The sequence below is a fragment of the Gracilibacillus lacisalsi DSM 19029 genome (assembly GCF_000377765.1).
GTDB lineage: Bacteria > Bacillota > Bacilli > Bacillales > Amphibacillaceae > Gracilibacillus > Gracilibacillus lacisalsi.
Genome location: NZ_KB898664.1, coordinates 45,489 through 68,718, shown reverse-complemented (window position 1 = coordinate 68,718; position 23,230 = coordinate 45,489). Strand labels below are relative to the sequence as shown.

Below are 23,230 nucleotides of genomic sequence, written 5' to 3'. Positions count from 1 at the left end.
TTAATCAAACTATCAGACGACTAAGTTAATAAGGGAGGTTTGGATAATGGGAAAAATTAGTCTATTTGTTTTATCCACTATTCTTTTGTTTGGACTTTTCGCGTGTTCTAATTCACAATATGCAAATGATTATGCTAACCAACATATGGGTAAACACAACAAACAATCGAGTAAAACCAACATAGTTGAAGTTAAAAAGACTGTTTGGAGCCAACTATCAGCTGAGCAGAAAGAATGGGTTAATGGCACTTGGGAAGATGGCAACGTATCCAAAATTACTTTAAACCAAAATATGATCATTCACCTAGATGATCAATCATATCAAGGGGAGGAAGTTTATTTGATTGATTATCCTACAAAAAATACAGGTATGCCTAATAATATGATTGTATATGCTGATTTAGAAACTCTAGATTATATTGGAAATGGACTTGTTGATTGATGATTCTTTAACTCTTTTATAATATGTAGCAATTCATATCCATACATAAAAATCAATAATTGATCTTTCCAGGGTTACTTTTCAACGCTAAATAAAGTGCAGCTATCCAACCGAGTAGAGTCCAACCTAAGAAAAGGTTAATAATATATACAATTATTTTGTTAGGTTTATTTTTTTTAGTAGCTAAAATACTTGGTATGAAATAAATAAAAACTTGTGCTGTAAATACAAATATGGTTAATAAAACCTCCATACTAATGCTCCCCTAGTTTTCTATTTATAATTTCCTTTTGATTTTACTTTAAAAATAGTTCACTTGTAAAATATTGTATAACTGGTTTTCAGCGCACGCTTAAGCTCATTCTTGATTGATGAAAATAGTAGTAACCTTTTGATATAATTTAATACATTTATACCATTTTATTCTAAAAGGAGAGGTAATGGTGCGAGACATAATAAAATCCGTAATAGAGTTTCTTTTTATGTTTCTGCTTTTAATTGGCTGTGGTGCTTTTATTCAAATAACTTCTATTGCTTTAAAAATCAATTCTACATTCATGAACATCTTCATGTATTCTGTTGCATTTATATTATTAGGATTCTTTTTATTCCGTGTAATAAAAAGACATCGATTAAGTAAATGGATTCTATTAATAGCAACTGCTGTATTTTTATTTCTATCAACGATCATACCGGATCAAACACCCACATTACTTCATACAACAAAATATACTTATACTTTTGGTGTTCCATTTCCGTTTATTACAATCTACAGTGAGAATAATTCTGGCTTCCTTTTACAACATCTTTCTATAAACAATTCATATTCAGTTAACATCTTCGCATTCATTGCAAATATAATTTTAATGTATTTTGTCATAAAGTGGATTTGGAATATTTATCATAAACCACAAATACCAACCACTACTTCTCAAATGAATTCCTAACCACAGAAAAACCAGTTATTCCTTTGTAGAATAACTGGTTTTCATCTAAAGCTCTAACTCGCCCATTCGCAATAACTCCACTACAGCTTGTGAGCGCCCCTTTACACCCAGCTTCTGCATGGCATTTGTGATACATGTTGATTGCGAACCAAATTTAATTTTATTTGGCATCCAAATGAGTTGTCTTGATGAATTACTTATAAAAATTTGTTAAAACCAAATTATTGTTGTGAGTTTCTTAATTCATCGTAGATATAGTTAACTTTAGAGTAATTAGCATCATTTAACTCATCATATTTACTACGTATCGATCTATTCTTTTCTTCTAATTGTTTTAAAATACGTTGTTGTTCATTTGATGAAAGTTTAGGGATTAGTATATTTTTTAATTCTTCTTTTCCAAAATTATCTCTTACCGATCCAGTCGATAAAATTTTAATATATTGATTATATATTGGAGACTTAAATAAGTATACAAGCAATCTTTCATCAAAGTTTTCTGTAGTAAAAATAGTATATGCTCCACTAACCAATGCATTATCAAATTCTTCTGGTACATATGCAAAGCTGCCTATAGATGCTCGGTAAGGATTATATACAATAGAATTTTTTGGAGCAATTTTCTTCTTAGAATTTTCTACGATTAGATCTTCTCCTAGCTGTATTTCATTAAAAACTAGTTGATTAAAAGGATTATTCTTGTCCACTCCATAGACAGCATACTCTTTATCAATTTCCTCTTCAGTAGAAAGATTTACTCTTTCGGTATGGAATTTTATTTTGTAATACTTTAAAGGGACATAATTATTAAAGTTGTCACCAATATTTTTCCAAAATAAATAGTAGGAAGGGTCAAGTCTTAATTTTGTTTCCCTGAGATTTATTAACATCGCATCATAATTACTTACTTTACCTCTATATTGTTTTTTTGGATTTTTTAACTTTTTTAAAGAGCTGACCATCAAATCTTTTTTTTCATTATTTATTTCCATGTTTTTATAAATATTCAATATCATATCTAAATCCGTCTTCTCACCTTTTTTTACAAACACTCTTCCATTGGGCTCAAAACCAACATTTTCAACTGATGACATAAAAATTTCATAATTCATCTCTTCAAGCTGCTTTATTATATTTATATTTTCAGCGGGACCATTTGCAGAAGAAATAACATTATTAACCTTTTCTTTAAGCTCAAGCTCATATTTTTCAATGTATAATATTACCGTATTCACTGTATCTACACCACTTTGCACAAAAGTATGTGTAGGTAGTTCAAATATACCTTTTATAAACGCATTTTTTAGTATATACTCTCTGGTTTTTAATGAAGCTTCATTTGATAGTACCCCTTCTGGTAATACGATCAACATTCGACCTCCAGGCCTTAATAATCTAATTCCTCTTTCTACAAATAAACTTTGAGCATCTATGCTTTTTCGTCCTTCCGATATCTCATATTGTGATAAAACTTTTGAATCTTTCTCCTTTATAAATGGAGGATTTGCTAGAATTAGGGTACATCCACTACCTTCTATTTCTGGATCGAATTCTTTTAACGAATATAAATCACCTTTCCAGTCATCTTGTGCTAAGCCATTTCCTCTAACGATACGCTTTCCATCTCCCCACAACATCATGTTCATCTTAGCAACTCTTACAGCCCTAGGCTCAGCATCTATTCCAAATATTTGCTCTTTTTTTAATGTTTCTTCGAACTCTAATTTAGTTGTTCCAATTGAATTGAATGTTTTTTCCGGTAAGCTATTTAAAATTTGTTTCATTTTATCAAAAGATTTTATTAAAAAACCTCCTGAACCACATGCAAAATCTACTATAATATCATTCATACTCACATCAGCAATTTCAACCATAAAATCCACTATATTTCTTGGAGTAAAATACTGACCGAGACCTTTTCCGCGAAGTTGCGAAGGTAGGAACTCTTCAAACGCTCTTCCCTTTATATCCATTTTCCCATCTTTCATATAAAAGTTTTCTAGTTTTTTTAAGACTTTTTCTAATGTTTCGACACTAACTTCTAATTGTGGTATTTCTTCAAATACATCTGAATAGAATGTCTTCATTGCAGTTTCAAACCAATCATTAATTAATTTCATTGAGTTTGCTGAACTTTTATAGGTAGTAATATTAAAACGATATTTATCCATACCCTCATTTTTATATTGTTCATCTGCCATTTTTAAATAAAGTATTTTACTGAATTCATCAAAACACCCAGCTGGATCAAGTTTTTCGTTATCTCTAATAATATTGTGTATAGATCGAAAAAATCTTCGATAATCGGTAATTTCATTAGTAACTTTTGGTTCTTCTTGAAGTTTATTTGTTTCATTTAAGTTAATGTTTTCTTTTGCTAATATATTTATTAAAGAATTATAGTTTTTATTGTGAAGCTTATAAATTGTTTCTTCCACAAGATTAATTTTTTTGTTTCCCGCAAGGTATTCTCTTAAAATAAAACTCCTTCCATTTGTGATTACGCTATATCTAACCTCTAACTTTGCGGAATAAGAATCAACTTGCCCTATATTTTTGTTTATTGATTCTGTTGGTTTTTTTGCTTCTACAGCAATTACAGGTTCATTATTTTTATAAACAACTAGATCTGCTATTTTGGTTTTAACTTCTCTACCTTCTTGGTAAGTAACAGGCACTTTCCATTTTAAGTCTTCATGAAGTTCATATTTCAATATCTTAGTGAATAGCTCCTGAATAAATTTATTTTCCACATCGTCCTCTGACTTTAATAGTTCTGGTTTATAATTAATTTCAGCCATGCCTATACCCCTTTTTTTAAAAATGTTTATCAACATACAAATGTTCAATAAGTGAATAAATATTAAATATCTATTAATCACTATTATATAATAACATACTAAACAAACTGCTATGAATTAAGGTAACTCAACATTTGATATTTCAATTGTAAAATGTGTACTTTAATTCAATACATCCATTCTCAAATATAATAGCATACTCAATCAAAGCATTAAAAACATTATACAAGTCTTTATTAGTATTATTTAAAGCTTCAATGGCATTTTTAATGTACTGAATCTCCATATCCTGTTTCTCCTTATTATTATATATGTACAGTTCATTCTCCAACTTTTCAAGATCATTCTGCAAATTATTTCTTTTTTTATCATATTCAAATTTATTCAATAGCCCATCTAAATAAATATCTAGTAGCCTTTCCTTTTTTTCATTAATTAATTTGATTTTCCGTTTCAACTGATTAATCTTATCATGTGTATAATCAGTTATTTCACTACCTAAGTTAAAACTTTCTTTTTTCGTTTCTTCTTTTAATCTTTCAAGAATCATTTCACGGAAACTCTCATAAGTAATTGGCGGATGATTGATACACTTATTAGATCGTCTATATTTACTACATTTTAAATATTTCCAATATGTTTTAGATCCATCTTTCTTCTTTTTCCAACTTTGCATAACAACCATATTACTTCCACAATGACCACATTTGATAAGTCCTCGAAATTCATTCCAAGGCGTTACTTTTCGTCTTTTATTAACTACTTCTTTATTATTAGCCTTCTCAAACTCTTCTCTGGACACAATAGCAGGATGATGATCTTTAATAATCGTCCATTTTGATTCTGGATTTTTTATTTGCTTCTTTCTTCCATCCACTTTTATGTTAGTGTATTGATTCAAGATGAAATCCCCACAAAATGTACGGTTTTTTAATATCCGTTGAACTGAAGTAAGTTGCCAAGTTCCACCTGATTTAGGTGGTAATATAGATCCGTTTTCTAAACCTTCATTAAGTTTATTTGTAATTGTTTTTTGTCCATATCCTTTGTTATTATACCAGTCAAAAATCTTCCTTATAACTGCTGCTTCATCTTCTTTGATAACTAATTTTTGATTTACACGATCATAACCATATGGAATTTTGCCGATATGATGTCCTTTTCTAACTTTAGCGGCAAGTGCAGCACTGATTGATACCGATTGTGTTTTAGGATATTGTGCTGCAAACATAGAGAACATTTCAAATTTCATATCATTTTTGCCTTCAAATTCGCTATCATAGCCTTCTTCAATAGTTACAACACGTACACCATGACCTAATAGAACCTCTTTGATTTCTAGTGCGTCTTTTAAATCTCTGGCAAGCCTATGTATTGATTTAAACACAACCATTTTAATTTCTCTGTTTCGTGCTTTTTTTAGTATTAGCTGCATAGCTGTTCGTTCGAGAAACATTGTACCTGACTTTGCTTTATCTTCTAAAATGGATCTGTCATTCCATTCAAAATGATTTTGTTCTAACCAGTAGCGGCAAATATCAACTTGATTGGTTAATGAATCCTTTTGCTCGTCTTTATCTGTAGATACCCTGGCATAGACTAAATAAGGGTATTCACGATAAGTTGTAAGTTGTTCATCCTTCTCCACTTATAACACCTCGCTTTATACATATCATATTAATGTGATAACAAAATAATTATAGAACATTTGTTCCTTTTATTCAAAAATTATTTAGACCGTATTAATGTACTCTTACTTATACCGGTCATTTCCTCAACTTGTTTGTATGAGTAAGATTTCTTTAACATAAGAGCATGTTCAATTTGTTTCTTGCTGTACTTTTTTGGGCGACCTTCCCGAAAATCATCACGTTGCTTAGCGACCTGTTTTCCTTCTTGTGTACGTTCAACAATCATATCTCTTTCAAACTCTGCAAAAGCACTCATCACATTAAAAATAAGCCTTCCTGTTGGGGTATCCTCCACCAATCCCATATTTAACACATGTACCTTAACACCTTTCTCAAATAACTGTTTAATCGTACTGATTCCATCTACTGTAGACCTAGCAAACCGATCTAATTTCGTAACAACTAAGGTATCATTTTTAATTAAGACCTGGAGCAATTCACTAAATGCCGAACGATCCCTTTTAGTTCCAGTAAATTTATCCTTATATATTTTCTCGCAACCTTCTTCATTTAGCTTTTGGATCTGACCTTCTAAATCTTGATGAACAGTAGATACTCTCGCGTATCCGTATTTCATTTTTATCCCCCCACTTATGACACTAAGTTTTGATACCTCTTAGAATACCGATCTATTAACCACTTTATAATTGGTTCAATACTTGTAAGTTATGACACCACTAATAAAAAAGAAAAGGCTAATTCTAGCCCTATTTAAATAATCTTTTTGCTGCAAACTTACCAACAACTCTATTTTTGATACGCTGTTTTACTTTTCCTCTTCGTATTGCATTAACATCTCCTAAAAACTTTGCTAGCTTGTATAAGATCGTTCTTATTTTACCTATAGTCATTCTCTTTCCTCCTGGTAATTGTTTTTATAGTATTCTTGTTTCGACATCACTTCTAAACCATACTGTGTAGAGTGATTGTAAGCCCACAATGCACTCTTTATATCTCCTTTGGCTGCTCCGGTTGCTGCTAAGTAATTGGCAGCCGAAAAAATAGCATCCTCGATCTCAAACGGATCTCTTTTACCGTTTCCGTTTGCGTCTACACCGTAATGCTCCCACGTTCCAGGCATAAATTGCATATGCCCTAATGCCCCGGCGCTGCTTATCATAGTTGCATGACTAGAAAAGTTAGTCTCCTGGTCGTGAACAGCAGCAAGCAATGTCCAATCTATGTTGTATTGGGCTGCTGCTTGCTTGTATAAATCAATGTATTGTAGATCGTGGCTAGTATTGGGATTATATACGGCTGTAAACGTGTTTTCTTGCGTATATTCTATTGCTTTACTATAAGCCCTTTTATAAGCTGCTATTTCGCTTTTTTTCCTGATTAACTCTATTAATTCCTCTTTGTCTTTCGTCTGGTCTATTTGCTTTTCAATCTCTTCCAGTTCTCTTTTATATTTTTGTTCCTGGTCGTGTAGATCAGTAGCAGCAACCGGGAAAACATACAACAAAAAACCGATAATTGATAGAAGGAATGTTTTATACAACGCTAGCACCTTCTAACAGCTTGTAAGATTGTTCTTTGACTTTCTCCAGTGCTTCTATTTGTTCCTTGTCTCCGTCCTTTACTCCAGCTTTCTTGACTGTATCGGAAATCAAAGAAATATAACTAGCAAGAAAAGAATAGATCATTTTTATTTCTCTTACGTTAAAATAAAAATCGTACACCTGGTCGCTTGCTTCTTCCGTATTCTCTATGACGTACTCCAGGTTTGCTTTTACCTCGTCAAAAGATTGCAGCAACTCTTTCTTTACGTTCTTATGGTTTCTTTTGAAAGTGTTTCTAGCACTTTTTCTTGTCATAGCCATATGAGCCAATAATAAGGCTGTTTCGCTGTGATCTAGTCTTAATAACATCTATAAAGATCCTCCCTACGCTTTTAAATCTTCTATATACATCACTAATTTTCGTTTCTCACCTTTCGTAAGTTCGTCTGGCTTCATAAGAAAAAATGATCTTCTGCCGATCTTTATTTTTCGATCTGCACCGTAATTTTTGGCTCGTTGCCAATGGATACAACCAAACGGAAGCAAGATAAAACCCTGGCGCTTTGCTAAATCCTCGGCTACTTCTAAAGTCTGATAAAACGTAAACCGCTGTAAACTTCTAGCGTAAGCAACAACATTTAATGTCTCCGGGTATAAATACGGAAGCGTTCTAGGGTCTTTTTTCTTGTAACCTTTCGGCACTATGCTAATCTCTTTAATTTCTAACACGTATTTTCCCCCTTGCTTCGTCGTGAATGTCGTTTAACGTTTCAAAAAACTCTTTTCCTTCTCTTTCAGTGCCAGGCAAAGGAAAACCTTGTACCATGTTCCAGGAATCATATAAATTTAATTTAAAAAATCTTTTAGCCTTCCACATAGGTATAAATTGTTTGTGTAAAAACTCCCTGGTTTGATAGTCCATGAAATGCAATGAGAATCCTTTATCTCCAATCTTTCTAGTTGTGATCAGCACTTCTACAATTTGCCTTATACGGCTGTCTACATTGTTTATAGAAGGGCTGCAATAAAACTGCACCGATTGCATTTTTCTAGTAAACATCATGGTTTCTGTGGCTATTCCTTGACCGTATTTGCTCCACTTACGATTGCTGAAAGCCATTTGCGCTTCGTCCCAACAACATATAGAGCCTTGCGCTTCGGCTACCTTGTACCAGTCTGTATAGTGTGTCATGGGGTAACTGTCGGCAAGTTCGTAATTACTGAACAGTTCTACTCGTCCGCCCTGGGCTTCGGTTTTTGCTTTCCAATGGTGAGCCAGGAGCGACATTAAAAAGGTTTTACCGCCCCCAAGTGGTCCTTGTATGAAAAAGTGGTGTGCCATTATCGTTTTGCCCCCTTTCCATCCGGAGCCATAACGATCTGTTTCGGTGGTTTCGGTATTAATGCCTCGATTGTGTCTAGGTAATATTCCGGGTTTGCAACGTCTGTTTTACCTTGTTTCTTGATATATTCAATTAAGTCTTTATAGGGGCTGCCGTCCTTGTGTAAATATTCGTTTTGCCCTAATCGTTCTAGGAAAAGCAAAGCCTTGACCTGTGGTTCTCGTAAGTTCTGTGATTTGCCTTGCATTTCCTCGATCACTTGTTTTACGTCTGATATGTGCTGCACCTGAGGGAAAAGATCATCACTTATTACAGATTGCAGCTTATCAGCGTTTGAATGTGCATTTTGTTGCTCTGTATTTTGCATTGAGTGACCAACTACCTTTCTATTTTAATTTCGTTAAGCCTGAGAGCCTTCTAGCAACACTACTCATGCGGTATTTTCTCGAAAATCTCTATTAGTTTGTTTTCTACTAAATCTAAGCAAGGTCGTAACACCTCGTCGGAATATTCGGACGCTTCCAAAGTAGAAGTAACCATCCCTTTTAATTCATATAATAGTCGATACATTGATTCGTCCATGTTTTTCCCTCCTGGTTTATTAAGTTGCTACAACTGCGATAATAATAAATGCAATGAAGATCAAAGCGAATAATATTCCTTTCGTCCAATCCAAACTACTAGGCAAAGCCGGGGGCTGATATGCTGTGATCTGACTAAGTACGGTATTCATTTCTAATTGTGCAAGTCGTTCTGTTTCCTCTACAGATCGAGAAGGTGCACGATAAAAGAAATTGCGCCCCATTTCTCCTACTGTAATCTCACAATCTGACAAGGGCACTTTATAGTACCCCATGCAAATAACAGAATCGTCTGTAATATCTGTTACATGCTTAATGTCACTCGTTTTCTTTTCGTTATCAAAAACTATTAGTAAGTCATCCGTTTCTAGGTTAAATTCATCCTCTGTCTTTTTTCGATTCAATAATGCCATTTATTACACTACCTTTCGTTTTCTTTTTGGTTGTTTATTAGCTGATCGTTGGTATACCTTCCAGGAGACAAAGACAACACTTGCAACCCCGGCGCTTGTCCCGGCTCCTACAACAAACATATAGAAAAATGCGTCTACCACCACTTAACACCTTCTTTCACGCTATAATACATTCTCATAACTGATCTAAAGATTAATAGTGTGCCCAACAGCACAGTAGAGAGCAAAATAGAAGAGACTACCATTTGCCATACACCAGGCAAGTCTCCAAATACTGCAAAATATGAACCTATGTCAATGCCCTGGGCTGTCACTAATTGAACGCCCTGGATTCTTTCAATAGCAAGATCAAGAAAACCAATAGGAGGTTGAAATATCTTATCTATAAAACTTTTAATTGTTTCTAGTGCATCAATTTTAATCGCCCCCCACTCGTATGCTTGAGATTAATTTCATGGCTCCGATTGCTGTAGTAAACCATATAGCAAACAATAAAATGTAAGCTATCGGCTCTAGTTGTAACGGTGTGAGATTATCAAATAATCGCCCTACCATATCGGAATAACCATGACCGCCACTAGATCGTGGACTATAAGCTAAACTTCCTAATGTTCGAGCAAATCCAACCGCAAGCGACCACAATAGCCCTCCGGCTTCCAGTAACACATGAAACAGCTTAACGGCTAGTACACCGATCATATAGAGCAAATAAAAAAAGCCCTGGATAAGGTCATAAATAACTTGGAAAAAGGCTACGATAATATCTATTAGCGTTTGAATAAAGTTTCCTATGCCCTCTAACAGCCATTGAATAGCGCCCCATATTAAATTACCTATCCAGGATAAAACATCACCTATAATCCCCATTAGTAACCTGTCCTTTTGCTTGCTACGATCGATTTAATAAAGTCTACAATCCTATCAATAAACAAAATCGACATCATAAGGAGAAGAAAGGGGGCAACATACATCATATGCCCCATAAAAACCACTTCTATTGTCGCTTGTAGTAAATCGCTATTCATAGTTATGTCCTCCCTTGTCTGGGTTCCCTCGGTATACGTGGCGCTCTCGGTTCTCGTTGTTTCTGACCGGTCACTATCTTTTGTTGTCTTTCGGTTAACCTGGTTCCTGGTGCTGCTGTTTGTGCTGCTCCATTACTACCGGAAAAGGATTGCCTTATAGCTGCTATTACTTTCGGTACAAAGATAAAAGCTAATGCCAATAACACAAAGCCACCGATCAATAGTAATAAGCCGTTACCACTTTCTATCAATCCTTCTACACCAAACGGCAACGTCATTTCGGAAGTGTCAACAAGTGGGGGTTCCGGGATGGTGGTTTGCACCGTTACCCCATTACTTTCTATACCGTTGTACGTGTTAGTCACTTTGTACTCGTATTCCTCGTTTTCGTTTACGCTAAGATCGGCAAAGGTTGTCCCATTTGTTTCAAATAACGGCTCGTAATCTTCGGCAGCATAAACGGTTTGTGCTGCAAAAGGATTAAGATCATTTATATTGAAACTTGTAACGGTTCCGGTCGTTTTCCGGTAGATCGTCGCTTTCCCAAAATACTTTGGTGGGTTGTTCCAGGACAAGTCTACTCTTTCCGGTGTTGCTTCAATTTCTAAGCTTTCTACTTCCGGCACTTCTTCGGCTGTTTCCGGTGGTGGAATATTTTCCGGGTCGTCTGGGTATTCGTCTTCGCTATCCGGTATTCCGTCTCCATCACTGTCCGGCTGACCATTTAAAGGGTCGTCCGGGTATTCGTCTTCATGGCCAGGTATTCCGTCGCCGTCGCTGTCTATCCATTCGTAAGGTGTTGCTGTTATCGTCTTACCGTTAGATTCATTCCCGGTTGTATCTACGGTAGTTATTTTAAAAGTGTATTCTGTGAAATTTTCTAAATCATTAATAGTAAAGCTAGTACCTGTTAAGTTTTCTTTTATCAAAGTGTTATCTTGATAGATTTGTATGCCGGAGAAGTCTTCATCATTTGGATTGCTCCAATTTAACGTAACTGTTTCGTTGTCTTCTTCTGCCGTTAAGTTGCCAACCTCTTCAGGTGGTTCTACATCAAGCCCGGCTTCGTGCCCGTATATTTCCAATGAATAAGCTGCATATGTCAAGTTTCCACCGTTATATATTTGTACTTTGTGTACGTCTTCAATTTTCGGGTTAAATGCTCTATATCCATTATCACTAAAGGTTTTTATTTCATTTCCGGCACCGTCCACTAGTCTTACGGCTACACGTCCATTACTTGTTTTTAAATAGTAATGTGTTATGTCTGATGGTTCAATTTCATAAGTAACGACAGTACTACCAGATATACTTCTAGCTGTACTATCATCACCATCTACTGCGTTGTCGTTCGGGTCGTACAATAAACCTACACCATGACCACTATTTAAACTATCTAGTTCATCATTTGCGAAAACATTACTAAATGGCATTAAGAACAATAAAAGACCAAAAAGTAATACAATATATTTTTTCATTTATACACTCTCCTTTCTTTTATGGCATTGGGAAACCTTCGCTATTTTCTCCTAGCATTGGATAACCACCCTCACTATCTCCAGGTATCGGGAAACTGCCTTCTGTTTCTCCTGGTGTTGGGGTTTCGTTTTCCCCTTCCTCCGGTATCGGTGTTGGGTTGTCTCCTTCTTCCGGTACAGGAGCCGGGTTATCCGGTTCGCTTGGTGTTGGTGCTGGGTTTTCGGGTTCTTCCGGTTCTCCTGGTATCGGGTTTTCCGGTTCCTCCGGTGTTGGTGTTGGGTTCTCTGGCTCTTCCGGGTCTTCCGGTCTTGGGTTTTCGGGTTCTTCCGGTTCAAATACCTCTTGCTCCGGCATAGCGTCTATAGGATTGTCAATGTCAAAGCCGCCGCTTTCATCCTCTCGGAATTCTACATCCGGCGCTTGACCTTTAATGTCGCTATCGTCGAACCCTTCAAGCCCTGGGTCTTCCTGTCCGGTTGGCTCTTGTAAATTACCGTCGTCCAGGTCTGACGGATAACCAGGCGCAGACATTTGACCAGGTGGACTTCCTAGCATGTTTTCTATTCCACCTATTAAACTCGGCACAATCGAATCCCTAAACGTATCGGCAACATTGCCCCAATTAGGAGCCGGGGGAATCGCCCCTATAACGTCGTCTATTTTATCCAGGTATTCTTCCCATCCTGGTGTACGGAAAATGCATCCACAATAACTATTATCTCCACTATCATTACCGCCTGTGCTGTCGTCCGGTTCATCCTCACAAGCTGAATTTTGCTCTTGAATCCCGGAAGCTGTAACGCTATCGGTTGCTAGTAATGTGCCGGATGAATCGTAAAACGTATAGGTAAAGGAGCCGTTACACGTTAGTGTCGTGTAATTTGTTCCTGGTACTGTCTCATAGTCCCAACTTGCCCCGGTGCTGTCTTGTGTAATAGTGAATGTATCAACCCCGGATAAGTCCAGGTATACATAATAAATATCCTCGCTACTGTTATATTCGCTGCTAGTTATTCCGGCAGCAAAAACATTAACTGGTAAAGCTATAAATATTAATAGAAACAAAGGTAAAATCTTTTTCAATATTCCATTTACCTCCTGAATGCACTTGCTATTTTTCTGTTTCTTCTCCGTTGTGATACTAAATGTTCCCTATATTCCCTTTCTGCATGAGCCTTACCATTTACATTGCCTCCACTTAGAGCCTTAGTAACTAAACCTTGTATTAGTGGTGTAAAATAAAACACCAAACCAATAAGAACAAATTTTCCAACCAATTCCAATAAACCATTACCACTTGAAATCAGATCACTTACATCAAACGGTAACGACAAATTAGAAAAATCAATCCCCATTGTTTACCCTCCTTTCAAAACAAAAAGCCGGGAGGATAGCATTTAAAACTATCTACCCGGCTTTTTGTTGCCATCCTTTAAAAATTAATTTCCTTTTGCTGCTGAAAATGATTGACGGATAAGCGTAATAACTTTTGGAACAAATACAAATGCTAGTGCTAAAAGCACAAAGCCCCCGATCATTCCTAAAAGACCATTACCACTTGAAATTAAGTCACCTACATTGAAAGGTAACGAAAGACCTGACCAATCAATTCCAGTCGGTGTTGTTTCTTCCATCTTGTATTACCTCGCTTTCTAAAATAGAATTAAAGGCTTATTTACCTCTGGCAGCTGAAAATGACTGACGAATCAAAGTGATAACTTTTGGAACGAATACGAATGCTAGTGCTAAAAGTACGAAAGTTCCAATCATTCCTAAAAGTCCGTTACCACTTGCGATTAAATCTCCTACATCAAACGGTAATGTTAAACCTGTCCAATCGATACTCATTATTAAATTCCTCCCTTAATAAAATTTTAAAATTATATAATATCGGGTAAAACCCGATTATTAACGATTATAGCGCCTTATTTCATAATCTCGATCGTTGTTTTCGTCGTCCTCTGTCTTTTTGAAAGATCGAACGATAACACCGATCAATAATCCTACTAATACAATAGCAACGGTAAGCATAATACCTGGTTGAATGGTTTCTAATAACATTTGGACATAGTCCCAAAATTTCGCCATGTTATCGTTAGTCCAAAAAGTGATACTATAAAGCATTATGCGTCCCTTCCGTTTCTAACGGCTCTAATTACTACTAGTAGCAACAAACCAACTGATACCACCGCTACAATTAACATAAGGAACGGCGCTACTGTTTTCATAAAAAATTCAAAAGCATCCCAAAAGAAAGCCCAATCCCAAACCCCTTGCATGTTGTTACCTCCTTTTTATCTCACTTAATTATCTTTAACAAATCGATAAATACCAATGACTGTAAAAAGGAGAGAGCAAAACATGCCCCAACTTATAACAACAGCCATTATGTCCGGGTTTCCAAGTAAAACCTTGAAGGCTTGCGCCATTAAACCGCCTACCTCCATAGACCAGATCCCCTTTCAAATGCTGTTAATACTAGACGAATAAGTGGGAAGATCAAAAGGCAAGCTGATAAAAAAGCTATGTAAACCAATACTATTTCTAATACGGTATAGTCTACGATCTCAAACACCTTTAAAACCTCCTGATAACGTGACTAATTAACATTAATACCAGTAGCAAAATAATTAATGTCGACGTTATTAACTCGCCTAGTGTGATCTCATGGATGATATGAATAACACCTGAATCTGTTTCAAACAATGTCATTTCACGTGTATCTACTGGAACTACTACTTGTGGATCACTAGACATAGAATCTATTATTTGGTCATCTTGGGATTCTTCGTTATTCATGCATTCACCTTCCTAAAGCAATGAGATTAAATTGCTTTAACTACATTCAAAGTTATCACGATTTTTAAGCATTACATATGATAAAACCAAACATATGTATGATAAAACTTTTTCTAAAAATATCTTTCAAAACAAAAAAATCGCTCCAAACTCAGAAGCGATTTCTATTTCATTTAACAAAAATATAAGGTGCATTATCTTGGTGACTCATTCAAAAAGGCGTGCAAAAATTAATATATATATTATATTAAAATACTGCACGTTTTCACTTGGATTGAATGGAAATCACTTTGTAAATTCATAGATATTTTGTTGATGAATAAATGATCTCCCTGACCTTTTATGTATGCCAGATTCTAACGTGTCAATCCAACTCAATAAATCTTTTTTGGTGCAACCCTGTTGTTTTAATTCTAGTGGAAAGCTGGAAAAATCATTTTTCCATTCATACATCTTACTTAATGCATTATCAATTCTTCCAAATGCGTAAATAATGGTTGCGTTTGCTTCATAGTTTTCTCTTATGCAATACTTTTTCAAATATAAATACGTCTTTCCTTTTGCTCGTACTCTACCTAGAAACATCTTGAATCACTCCTAACCTGTTTTTCGTCTTTTTTTAGCCATTGGATAAATCCAACTGCATCATTAAAACCTCGTTCAAAGGAACAGTTCTCACGGATAATTTTAACCTTGTAGGGTTTTACACCCCCTTTAAAGTAATTAAGCCTATAAACGCTAACCAATTCATTCTCATGCCTTTCTATATATAAATAAGAGCCATAGCCATAGCGAAACTCATAAAGATCGCCATGACCATAGATATTGAAACCTATGTCACATGCTTTTTTGTTTTCTTGTAATCTAGTGATTATTTTTAATTTATTATGTTTTATTTTTTGTTTTATTTTTTGTTTTAATTTTTCTATGTTATTATTTTTGTTATATATTAGTTTTAATTTTTTATTGTCATGTAGTATTATTTGTATATTATTTACATATAGTTCATCTAAGAGGGTATTTAACATATATTTACCTCCTCTAGTTACTTTTGAGTTACTTAGTTACCAATAGTTACTTAAATTCTTGTTACTCTCTTAATAGTTTTTTCTATAGGTGGTTATCGTAAAATAGATAACTTTAAGTAACTAAGTAACTTTAAATGATATCTTCATCAAAATCAGAACGTAAACCAATACCAAAAAAATACAATTTATTACCTGTAGACTTACGTTTCTGAAAACCTTTCATGACTAAACGATTATTAAACGAACGCTTTTTCATTGGATATTCCCCTACTGATTCAGCCCAAGTTAAATACTCTTTGTGCAATTCATTAGCTTGGACTTTAGCTTCTGAATTAATTACACAACATTCACTTAAAAAACTAGCTAAGAGATCCATTTCCTCTTTATATTCGTCTGTTGCGTTCTTCACTTCTTCCGGTTCTCCTAATCCTTCCTGTTGCCATTTCAAACAGCCATCAACAGCCCATTTTAAAATGCCGGGTAGTTCATCATGTAACTTCTCTGGTAAATCTTTGTCCACTTCTTCTTTGGGAATAGTACGATCAAAAGGTATCAGCCTAATTCTTCTCCAAATCCCTTCATCATCACCTTTTACAATTGGCTTGTGGTTGGTTGTAAAGAAAATCTTGAATTCAGGCATAAACTCAAAAAACTCTTTTCTTAGAAAACGTGCGGTGATCGGTTCACCACCAGTTAATTGCTTAATTAGGGCTTCGGATAACTTTTGACCATCTTCACTTTCTACAGCTGATACAAATCGTGATCCATGTAGCCTAGCAATATCGTTATTAATACCACCTTCATTGATTCTAGTAGTAAACGTATCGGCATTTGTTTGCTTGCTGTAATCTCCTAGTAAATCCTTTACAATGTTTATTAGCGTACTTTTGCCATTTCGACCTGTTCCCCATAAGAAAAAAGCTACTTGTTCGCTTGTGTCTCCAGTTAAGGCATATCCTATTGATTTTTGAATAAAGTCAATCAATTCAAATTTGATCTCTCCATTGTCTTTTTTGAAAATGCTTTGTAAAAAAGCTAACCAGTTCGGACACTCAGCATTCTGATCATAAGTAATGTGTGTATTTTTCGTCATCAACATATTTCGATCATGATTAAGTAGTTGACCGGTTTTTAGATCCACAACACCATTAGCACAATTTAATTTAAATTTGTCTTTGTTTAATTCTTCCTGTGATACTGGCAACATAGCTTGTGCTCTAGCAATACTATTAAGAAAAACGGAACTGCGTTCACTACTTTGCGCCCATTTCCATAGGTTTTTCCGTTCATCCGTATCTGTTAAGTCTTGGATTTCTCCATACATTTCTCGAAATGTTTTTATAGCAATACGCTCTATTCTTCTTTTTCGATCTTCAATCCATGTTGATCCATTCCAAATCAACCATTCTTCAAACTCAACACAATATTTTAAATCTTCACCATTCCGATAAACCAACCGTTCAGCATTTCCCATTTCTGTGAGATTGAATCGTGACTTATTCTCATTAGTTACAGCCTGTAATGGATAATCTTTAGGTGGTGCTGTTCCATTTGTTGGATAGTTCGTTCCGGATGGTTCAAATTGAAATGCGCTGCGTAATGTATTTGCAAATTCTGATTGATCGATAGACGGCATAAAGAAGTATCGATTTAAAAAACTAACAATGTATAATACATCTTTTTGCGAATACCCAAACTCAATCAACCGGCAGCAATGACTATAAAGAGTGTTATTACGTGAACCCTCATTTACTGGCAAAAAGAATGGACGATCGTTTTCATTACTTAATTTTTTTAATCGTTCAAAAAAGATTGGCATTTCGTCTAACTCACCACTGGCAACATGTACCCACTCACGACCTTCAGTATTCTCACTTGGCAAAACAACTTGTCCCCTACCAGAAAGGCGATAATCACCTACAAAACCACCTGCCATTAGTACCTTTGCATCTTGACCTCTCACTTTACCTGTAGACTTAAAAAAGAACTGATAACCTCGAACAGTTTTAATCGCGTGAAATTGAAAATCAGCTGCAAAAAGTGCTTCAAATATGGCTTGTCCTTCCTGTTGGTCGTCGATATCAATAACGTCATAGCCATCTGGAATTACTAAGCCTGTCCATCCTTTTTGATTCAACCATTGTGTTGTTTCATGTTCATCTAACCCTGGCACATTCAAATCTTGCCATTTCTTCATAAACGGACGCTTTGCAACGCTATAGTCTTGTTTTTTATTTATATAGGAATAACCAATCAGCTTAATTACTTTGAATGGTTTTTCTGCTGATGGAAAGAGACTTGATAGACTTGTTAGATTCAATGGTGCGATCGCCAAACTCATATTTTTCCCCTTTCTTTGTAAAAAACTAGTAAAAAGACTTTAAAAAATAGGAGAAGAATGATAAAGTTAAAGTGAATTAATTTTCCTTTGTAGTAAGTGTGTGGTCGCACTTGCTACTTTTTATGTCTTTATCATTCAACCCTCTCACCTACTTTTCTATAAACTTCACTGCAAAATCGATCTTTACTCCTTGCTTCTTTAGATCTTTCACTAAATTTATTAAGTGTTGTTTTTTCTGACAGTTTTCTAATTTCATAGTTTTCACCGCTTTAGTTAAATTGTTTTCATTTTATAGCCGATTAGCTTTGCATTTAGACCAAATAAGTCAAAACCTCTCCTCGCAACTTCATTTTTCGGTAAGGTCACATCTGATTCAAAAGTTTTCTCTATCGTCCATCCATCAATTTCAGCAACAACGGTATATAAATATTTTTGAAACCCTAGCATTAAGCATTCATCACCTTTTCTTGTGGATTATCTGGAATAACTTCTGGTGTAAAATACGGCTTTAAGGCTTTTTCAAATGCTTCCTCTCTTGGCATATCGCCATAAGTAACCTTTCTGATCTTATAAGTGACTTTTCTCTTGGTTGTTTGCTTTGCCATTTGTATCACCCCTGTTCTTAACATATGCAGCAGCAATATGTGGACTAACCATATTTTTGTTATTTGTGAATATGGAAACTTGTGGTAGTTTTTTGTTAATTAAATTATTATTTTAATTGTTCTATAGTAATAACAGGTTACGCTGTTTTATCTTTAGTTCTCATTTCGTGAATTTTATCTTCAAAAAAAAGTTCACATATATCGACATTTAGTATACCTGCTACCAATGGTATTTTATCTGCATCCAAACCTTTTTTTCCTGATTCTATCTCACTAAGCATGGATGGAGATTTATAGCCTAATCTCTTGGATACAAAGGCTTGAGTTAATCCCTTTGACTTTCTAATTTCTTTAATTCTAGTCCCTATTTTTCTCATGTATTCACCTCACATTCATTCACATAATGAGAACTACACTTATAATATACATTCACAAAACGTGAATGTCAATATTTTTTTCACATTTCGTGAATAAAAATTCTCAGATAGAGAAATAATGTTAAGATATAAATTATATGGAGGTGCTTTATGGAATTTCATGAACGATTAAAACAGTGCCGTGAAAAAAATGATTTAAGACAAAATGAAGTTGCAAAGAAAATAGGAGTAAGAAATAATACACTTTCTAGTTATGAAAGTGGTAAACGTACTCCTGATTATGAAACATTAAATAAGTTAGCAGATCTCTATGATGTTTCCATTGATTATTTAATTAATGGCTCATCAAGAAAAAAAGAAGCTGAAAGCGAAAACTTATTCTTCTTCGATATGGAAGGTTTGACAGAAGAGGAAATTGACGATATTAAGCGTCATATAGACTATGTAAAGTGGAAAGCAAAACAAGAAAGAGGGGAATAGCATTTTGACAGCCAAACAAAGGGATAGCATATTGCATTTAATCAGAATTATCTTAATAATTTCTGGATTAGCAATATGGTACATAAACAGATTTGAATTACATTTCATATTTTTCTTCGCAGCCTTAATAGTGCCTTGGATTATTACTGCTATATTGAGTTGGATAATTCCAGTTAAACGGACAAAGCGAAAACCTAAAAAGAAGGTAACAAACAAAAAAACTGCTACCAATAAAACCGTCTCAAAAAAAATAAGCACAAAGGATAAGAACTATTTATTGAAAGCTGATTTTCAGTCATTAACTGGTGAAGAGTTCGAGCAGTTATGTATAATGTATTTCGAAGATAAGGGATATAAACCCCAACATATTGGACGGGCTGGTGATCACGGTGTAGATATTATTGTTCGTGATCCTAAAGATGGGTTGCAAATGGCAGTTCAATGTAAAAGATATAAAGTAGGTAATAATGTAAGTAACGCTGACTTAATAAAACTAGAAGGTGGAAAGAGATTCTATAAAACCCCAGGAACATTTTTTATAACAACTAGTAACTATACTAGGAGTGCTAAAGAGTTCGGTCAAGAAACTGGTATGAAAATGTGGCATGGATTACATGTAGAACAATTTATAGGTGAATGGAGAAAACAAAAACTAAAGAAGATCAGTTAAATACATAAAGAATGCCAGTGAAAAAACTGGTATTTTTTTATTGATAAAAAGAACGTTTGTTCGTATAATGTAACAGAGGTGATTAAAATGTCCTACACATATAAGCCATTCGATCTAGAAAAATGGATAGCTAATCATTATTTAAAGAAAGGAATTACTACTCCTTCACAAATGGATATTCACAAGATTGCTCGGTCATTTGAAATTCAGCTTGGATTTAGAGAGAAACGCTCTTATTCTTTTACATATGGTAGAAGTAAAATCATCAGTATTGATTCTAGGTTAAAAATCGAGGAACAACACGAACAATTTTTTCATGAGCTCTGTCATATTCTAAGACACTGTGGATCGCAACTAATCATGCCTAAAGCATTTCGTGATCTCCAAGAATGGGATGCTAAACGTTTTACACGTTATGCTGCTATTCCGTTTCATATGCTACATTTATTTGATTTTAAAAGTAATTATCTTGTTAATGATATGGCACAATCTTTTAAAATTAATCCAGGTATAGTAAAGGCAAGGCTCGAGGGAATTAACAGAAATCGACATCTAAAAAACCCGGCAATTATGTAAATTACCGGGTTCTATTTTATGCAATAAGTTCAATACTTTTTGCATATCTTAAATAATCAGCTATTCTTTTTTCTGGTATATTTTGATCCTTTATCCATAATCTAAACCATTCTTGTTTTGATAACCTTCTAACTGCCTGTTTAGTTTTTTGAGTAAAATCCGGTTTATATCCATCAGTAAATCCCTTGTTAGAAATAATGTCATAGTATTCTTTTGCTTGATCGAATGATATATAGTCGCAAAGTACGTTTAAAAAAATCAATTCCCAAAATGCTAGTGACTCCATGTCTTTTATAATTTCATTTTGAATCATATAAGCAGGTCCATCCATATATTTTTGATCATCAGTTAATAAATAGAAAGCCCCAAATGTTTGACCTAGCACAATAGCTCTTTTCTCTCCTTCATCTTGAGGAAAAAACAAATCATTATAATCCTTTAGTTGTGCTTCATACACTGAATACAAATTCTGATCTTTTAGTATTTCACCTGTTACTAATTTATAACAAGAACCAGTGTTTATCACGTCCTCATAAAATTCATCATAGATATCAGAACAATTCTTTTGAAGTTCTATTAAGATCATTTCATCTACAAAAATAACTTCAAATAAATTTGTCATTAATTTACCTGCTTTGCATCTATAAAGGTGACCTATAATATTTGTATCAATTGTTGCATTTCGCACTAGTTATCAAACTCCTTAATAAGACTATCAATATCAATATCATCATCTTCTTGGCTTTGTATATGTGAAATTTTATTAAACCCTAGCCTTTCAGGAGTTTCATTTATCGATTCTAATACCTTTGTAAGAACATCATATGATATATAACCATTTTCATAATTTGATTGAAGATACTTAAAGTATTTTAATGGAACGTGGATCTCATAAGTTCTATCTAACAATCTCGTATCAGCATTAATTCTTTTAAACAATTTACTCAAACTTAATCCCAATTCTTCATAATAATTATATAATTCTGTTGCCCTAGAGTAGTCAATAAAATTAAGTGAATGCAATCTTCTTACCATAGATCTATAACTAACACTAAACTCAATTTGAAGTTGAATCACATCAAAATAATCGATTCGCTGATTTCTTATTTTCATTTCTTTCAATTTTTTTACAATGCCTTCTTTTGGCATTAAGAAATTTGCAGCAAAACAGTCTGCCCTATATTCGATATAATTTTCCTTTTCAAAGTCACCTATTTTTACATCTCGTATTATTTTAGGCTTTCTATCTTTAAAATCAAAAATAATATGCCCTATTTCATGAGCTAGCGTAAATATTTCCCTAGATAACCTCTCAGATGAGTTAGTTACTATCAATTCTTCACCAGTATGTATTGTAGCAAACCCTTGGATGGAGTCTTCACCTAATGGATATCGAATTAAAAGGTATCCAAGAGATTGTTCCACAAATTGAAATGGATCTTTAATCCCTCGAATACCTAACTTATGGATAGCTCTTAATTTTTCAGCTTCTTCTTCCGCTTGTTCTTCTAACTCAATAATAGAACTCTCATCCATATAGGACATCTATTGCTCACTTCCTTCGTTCATTTTGTAATAAAGTCTTTCCTGAGCGCTAAATACGTCTAATATTCTCTCGATTGTTACAAATGCATGTTGTTCATTTGCTGAAAAACCTTCATTTCTACATAAAGCTCCTAATGAAAAGTCTTTGTCATCTACATCTGTGAAAATGCTATAATGTTCATCAATAAACTTCGACAATTTATCCAACTCAATGAAGGAAACCGTACGCTTACCTTGTTCTAGCCTTAAATAAGCCTGTCTTGAAATATCCAAAACTTCTGCAAACTGTTCTTGCGTATAGCCTCGCTCGATTCTAACAAAACGAATCCTTTCACCTAATATTTGGTTATTCATTTTGCCATTCCTCCCTCGTAATACTATTATTACACAATCGCGTTGATTTATACAACTTTTTTCAAAAAAATTATTAAAAATGTAACATTTTTATTACTTGAATAATTCTCATTCAGTTCGTAATTATACTGCATTACATTTGTGATACATGTTGATTGCGAACCAAATTTAATTTTATTTGGCATCCAAATGAGTTGTCTTGATGAATTACTTATAAAAATTTGTTAAAAC

At 34.3% G+C, this 23,230-nt stretch carries 37 protein-coding genes and 1 pseudogene; 4 read left to right on the top strand and 34 right to left on the bottom strand.

Annotated elements, in window-relative coordinates; genetic code table 11:
* Positions 1–46 precede the first annotated feature (46 nt).
* Positions 47–442, top strand: a complete 396-nt coding sequence (locus D569_RS0105305; protein ID WP_018931363.1) for a hypothetical protein — start codon at positions 47–49, stop codon at positions 440–442.
* Positions 443–494: 52 nt separating this feature from the next.
* On the opposite strand, the gene D569_RS0105300 is transcribed toward D569_RS0105305, so the two are convergent.
* The 31 genes and pseudogenes from D569_RS0105300 to D569_RS0105135 all read right to left on the bottom strand — a co-directional run bounded on the left by D569_RS0105300 (position 495) and on the right by D569_RS0105135 (position 19,374).
* Positions 495–695 (bottom strand): superinfection immunity protein, encoded by a 201-nt coding sequence (locus tag D569_RS0105300; protein WP_018931362.1) that lies wholly within the window; start codon positions 693–695, stop codon positions 495–497.
* Positions 696–1,434: 739 nt separating this feature from the next.
* Positions 1,435–1,521 (bottom strand): annotated as a pseudogene (gene gerE, locus D569_RS23920) (spore germination transcription factor GerE); the annotation flags it as partial.
* Between the two features lie 89 nt (positions 1,522–1,610).
* Positions 1,611–4,190, bottom strand: a complete 2,580-nt coding sequence (locus D569_RS0105290; RefSeq protein ID WP_018931360.1) for an N-6 DNA methylase — start codon at positions 4,188–4,190, stop codon at positions 1,611–1,613.
* 142 nt (positions 4,191–4,332) lie between these two features.
* A complete protein-coding gene (locus tag D569_RS0105285; protein ID WP_018931359.1) occupies positions 4,333–5,838 on the bottom strand; it encodes a recombinase family protein in 1,506 nt (501 codons plus the stop codon).
* Positions 5,839–5,918: 80 nt separating this feature from the next.
* Complete coding sequence (locus tag D569_RS0105280; protein WP_018931358.1) at positions 5,919–6,458, bottom strand: recombinase family protein; 540 nt, start codon at positions 6,456–6,458, stop codon at positions 5,919–5,921.
* Between the two features lie 130 nt (positions 6,459–6,588).
* On the bottom strand, positions 6,589–6,732 hold the full coding sequence (locus D569_RS24600) for a hypothetical protein (protein WP_018931357.1): 144 nt from the start codon (positions 6,730–6,732) through the stop codon (positions 6,589–6,591).
* Positions 6,729–7,382, bottom strand: coding sequence for a lytic transglycosylase domain-containing protein (locus D569_RS23590; protein ID WP_018931356.1), 654 nt, complete (start codon positions 7,380–7,382; stop codon positions 6,729–6,731). The genes D569_RS24600 and D569_RS23590 overlap by 4 nt, the downstream gene beginning before the upstream one ends.
* Positions 7,375–7,752: a hypothetical protein gene (locus D569_RS0105265; RefSeq protein ID WP_018931355.1), complete on the bottom strand. Its 378-nt coding sequence runs from the start codon at positions 7,750–7,752 to the stop codon at positions 7,375–7,377. The genes D569_RS23590 and D569_RS0105265 overlap by 8 nt, the downstream gene beginning before the upstream one ends.
* Positions 7,753–7,767: 15 nt before the next feature.
* A complete protein-coding gene (locus tag D569_RS0105260; protein ID WP_018931354.1) occupies positions 7,768–8,112 on the bottom strand; it encodes a hypothetical protein in 345 nt (114 codons plus the stop codon).
* Positions 8,099–8,725 (bottom strand): ATPase, encoded by a 627-nt coding sequence (locus D569_RS0105255; protein ID WP_018931353.1) that lies wholly within the window; start codon positions 8,723–8,725, stop codon positions 8,099–8,101. Before D569_RS0105255 ends, D569_RS0105260 begins: the two co-directional genes overlap by 14 nt.
* Positions 8,725–9,093, bottom strand: coding sequence for a hypothetical protein (locus D569_RS0105250; protein WP_018931352.1), 369 nt, complete (start codon positions 9,091–9,093; stop codon positions 8,725–8,727). Before D569_RS0105250 ends, D569_RS0105255 begins: the two co-directional genes overlap by 1 nt.
* 59 nt (positions 9,094–9,152) lie before the next feature.
* The gene (locus D569_RS24295) at positions 9,153–9,308 is read right to left on the bottom strand and encodes a hypothetical protein (RefSeq protein ID WP_018931351.1); all 156 of its coding nucleotides are present in this window, start codon (positions 9,306–9,308) and stop codon (positions 9,153–9,155) included.
* 19 nt (positions 9,309–9,327) lie between these two features.
* Complete coding sequence (locus D569_RS0105240; RefSeq protein WP_018931350.1) at positions 9,328–9,720, bottom strand: hypothetical protein; 393 nt, start codon at positions 9,718–9,720, stop codon at positions 9,328–9,330.
* Between the two features lie 3 nt (positions 9,721–9,723).
* On the bottom strand, positions 9,724–9,864 hold the full coding sequence (locus D569_RS24595; RefSeq protein WP_018931349.1) for a hypothetical protein: 141 nt from the start codon (positions 9,862–9,864) through the stop codon (positions 9,724–9,726).
* Between the two features lie 273 nt (positions 9,865–10,137).
* Positions 10,138–10,587 (bottom strand): hypothetical protein, encoded by a 450-nt coding sequence (locus D569_RS0105225; protein ID WP_018931348.1) that lies wholly within the window; start codon positions 10,585–10,587, stop codon positions 10,138–10,140.
* Positions 10,587–10,745, bottom strand: a complete 159-nt coding sequence (locus D569_RS24590; RefSeq protein ID WP_018931347.1) for a hypothetical protein — start codon at positions 10,743–10,745, stop codon at positions 10,587–10,589. Before D569_RS24590 ends, D569_RS0105225 begins: the two co-directional genes overlap by 1 nt.
* 2 nt (positions 10,746–10,747) lie before the next feature.
* A complete protein-coding gene (locus tag D569_RS23585; RefSeq protein ID WP_018931346.1) occupies positions 10,748–12,223 on the bottom strand; it encodes a fibronectin type III domain-containing protein in 1,476 nt (491 codons plus the stop codon).
* 19 nt (positions 12,224–12,242) lie between these two features.
* Positions 12,243–13,307 (bottom strand): hypothetical protein, encoded by a 1,065-nt coding sequence (locus D569_RS23580; protein WP_018931345.1) that lies wholly within the window; start codon positions 13,305–13,307, stop codon positions 12,243–12,245.
* An 8-nt stretch (positions 13,308–13,315) separates the two neighbouring features.
* Complete coding sequence (locus D569_RS0105205) at positions 13,316–13,579, bottom strand: hypothetical protein (protein WP_018931344.1); 264 nt, start codon at positions 13,577–13,579, stop codon at positions 13,316–13,318.
* Positions 13,580–13,663: 84 nt separating this feature from the next.
* Positions 13,664–13,858 (bottom strand): hypothetical protein, encoded by a 195-nt coding sequence (locus D569_RS0105200; RefSeq protein ID WP_018931343.1) that lies wholly within the window; start codon positions 13,856–13,858, stop codon positions 13,664–13,666.
* Between the two features lie 37 nt (positions 13,859–13,895).
* Positions 13,896–14,072 (bottom strand): hypothetical protein, encoded by a 177-nt coding sequence (locus tag D569_RS24585; RefSeq protein WP_018931342.1) that lies wholly within the window; start codon positions 14,070–14,072, stop codon positions 13,896–13,898.
* Positions 14,073–14,132: 60 nt separating this feature from the next.
* Positions 14,133–14,348: a hypothetical protein gene (locus tag D569_RS0105190; protein ID WP_018931341.1), complete on the bottom strand. Its 216-nt coding sequence runs from the start codon at positions 14,346–14,348 to the stop codon at positions 14,133–14,135.
* The gene (locus D569_RS0105185; RefSeq protein ID WP_018931340.1) at positions 14,348–14,503 is read right to left on the bottom strand and encodes a hypothetical protein; all 156 of its coding nucleotides are present in this window, start codon (positions 14,501–14,503) and stop codon (positions 14,348–14,350) included. Before D569_RS0105185 ends, D569_RS0105190 begins: the two co-directional genes overlap by 1 nt.
* Before the next feature lie 158 nt (positions 14,504–14,661).
* The gene (locus D569_RS24580; RefSeq protein WP_018931338.1) at positions 14,662–14,799 is read right to left on the bottom strand and encodes a hypothetical protein; all 138 of its coding nucleotides are present in this window, start codon (positions 14,797–14,799) and stop codon (positions 14,662–14,664) included.
* A gap of 2 nt (positions 14,800–14,801) precedes the next feature.
* The gene (locus D569_RS0105170; protein ID WP_018931337.1) at positions 14,802–15,023 is read right to left on the bottom strand and encodes a hypothetical protein; all 222 of its coding nucleotides are present in this window, start codon (positions 15,021–15,023) and stop codon (positions 14,802–14,804) included.
* A 285-nt stretch (positions 15,024–15,308) separates the two neighbouring features.
* Positions 15,309–15,608, bottom strand: a complete 300-nt coding sequence (locus D569_RS0105165) for a hypothetical protein (RefSeq protein ID WP_018931336.1) — start codon at positions 15,606–15,608, stop codon at positions 15,309–15,311.
* On the bottom strand, positions 15,599–16,051 hold the full coding sequence (locus D569_RS0105160; protein ID WP_018931335.1) for a hypothetical protein: 453 nt from the start codon (positions 16,049–16,051) through the stop codon (positions 15,599–15,601). Before D569_RS0105160 ends, D569_RS0105165 begins: the two co-directional genes overlap by 10 nt.
* A 130-nt stretch (positions 16,052–16,181) precedes the next feature.
* Complete coding sequence (locus tag D569_RS22535) at positions 16,182–18,392, bottom strand: phage/plasmid primase, P4 family (protein WP_051084504.1); 2,211 nt, start codon at positions 18,390–18,392, stop codon at positions 16,182–16,184.
* A gap of 273 nt (positions 18,393–18,665) precedes the next feature.
* Positions 18,666–18,839: a hypothetical protein gene (locus D569_RS24290; protein WP_018931333.1), complete on the bottom strand. Its 174-nt coding sequence runs from the start codon at positions 18,837–18,839 to the stop codon at positions 18,666–18,668.
* Positions 18,839–18,997 (bottom strand): hypothetical protein, encoded by a 159-nt coding sequence (locus D569_RS24575; RefSeq protein WP_018931332.1) that lies wholly within the window; start codon positions 18,995–18,997, stop codon positions 18,839–18,841. Before D569_RS24575 ends, D569_RS24290 begins: the two co-directional genes overlap by 1 nt.
* Before the next feature lie 137 nt (positions 18,998–19,134).
* Positions 19,135–19,374, bottom strand: coding sequence for a helix-turn-helix domain-containing protein (locus tag D569_RS0105135; protein WP_018931331.1), 240 nt, complete (start codon positions 19,372–19,374; stop codon positions 19,135–19,137).
* A gap of 150 nt (positions 19,375–19,524) precedes the next feature.
* On the opposite strand from D569_RS0105135, the gene D569_RS0105130 reads away from it, so the two are divergent.
* From D569_RS0105130 to D569_RS0105120, 3 genes are all read left to right on the top strand, one after another.
* On the top strand, positions 19,525–19,854 hold the full coding sequence (locus D569_RS0105130; RefSeq protein ID WP_018931330.1) for a helix-turn-helix domain-containing protein: 330 nt from the start codon (positions 19,525–19,527) through the stop codon (positions 19,852–19,854).
* Between the two features lie 4 nt (positions 19,855–19,858).
* Positions 19,859–20,524 carry a restriction endonuclease gene (locus D569_RS0105125; RefSeq protein WP_018931329.1) on the top strand — a complete coding sequence of 222 codons (666 nt, stop codon included), beginning with the start codon at positions 19,859–19,861 and terminating at the stop codon, positions 20,522–20,524.
* A gap of 87 nt (positions 20,525–20,611) precedes the next feature.
* Positions 20,612–21,100, top strand: a complete 489-nt coding sequence (locus D569_RS0105120; protein WP_018931328.1) for an ImmA/IrrE family metallo-endopeptidase — start codon at positions 20,612–20,614, stop codon at positions 21,098–21,100.
* 16 nt (positions 21,101–21,116) lie between these two features.
* Here D569_RS0105120 and D569_RS0105115 read toward each other — a convergent pair whose 3' ends face one another.
* Genes D569_RS0105115 through D569_RS22530 form a run of 3 tightly spaced genes read right to left on the bottom strand, consistent with a single transcriptional unit; the run spans position 21,117 to position 22,999 of the window.
* Positions 21,117–21,788 (bottom strand): PIN domain-containing protein, encoded by a 672-nt coding sequence (locus D569_RS0105115; RefSeq protein WP_018931327.1) that lies wholly within the window; start codon positions 21,786–21,788, stop codon positions 21,117–21,119.
* Positions 21,788–22,645: an ImmA/IrrE family metallo-endopeptidase gene (locus tag D569_RS0105110; RefSeq protein WP_018931326.1), complete on the bottom strand. Its 858-nt coding sequence runs from the start codon at positions 22,643–22,645 to the stop codon at positions 21,788–21,790. The genes D569_RS0105115 and D569_RS0105110 overlap by 1 nt, the downstream gene beginning before the upstream one ends.
* Complete coding sequence (locus D569_RS22530) at positions 22,646–22,999, bottom strand: helix-turn-helix transcriptional regulator (protein WP_018931325.1); 354 nt, start codon at positions 22,997–22,999, stop codon at positions 22,646–22,648.
* Positions 23,000–23,230 lie beyond the last annotated feature (231 nt).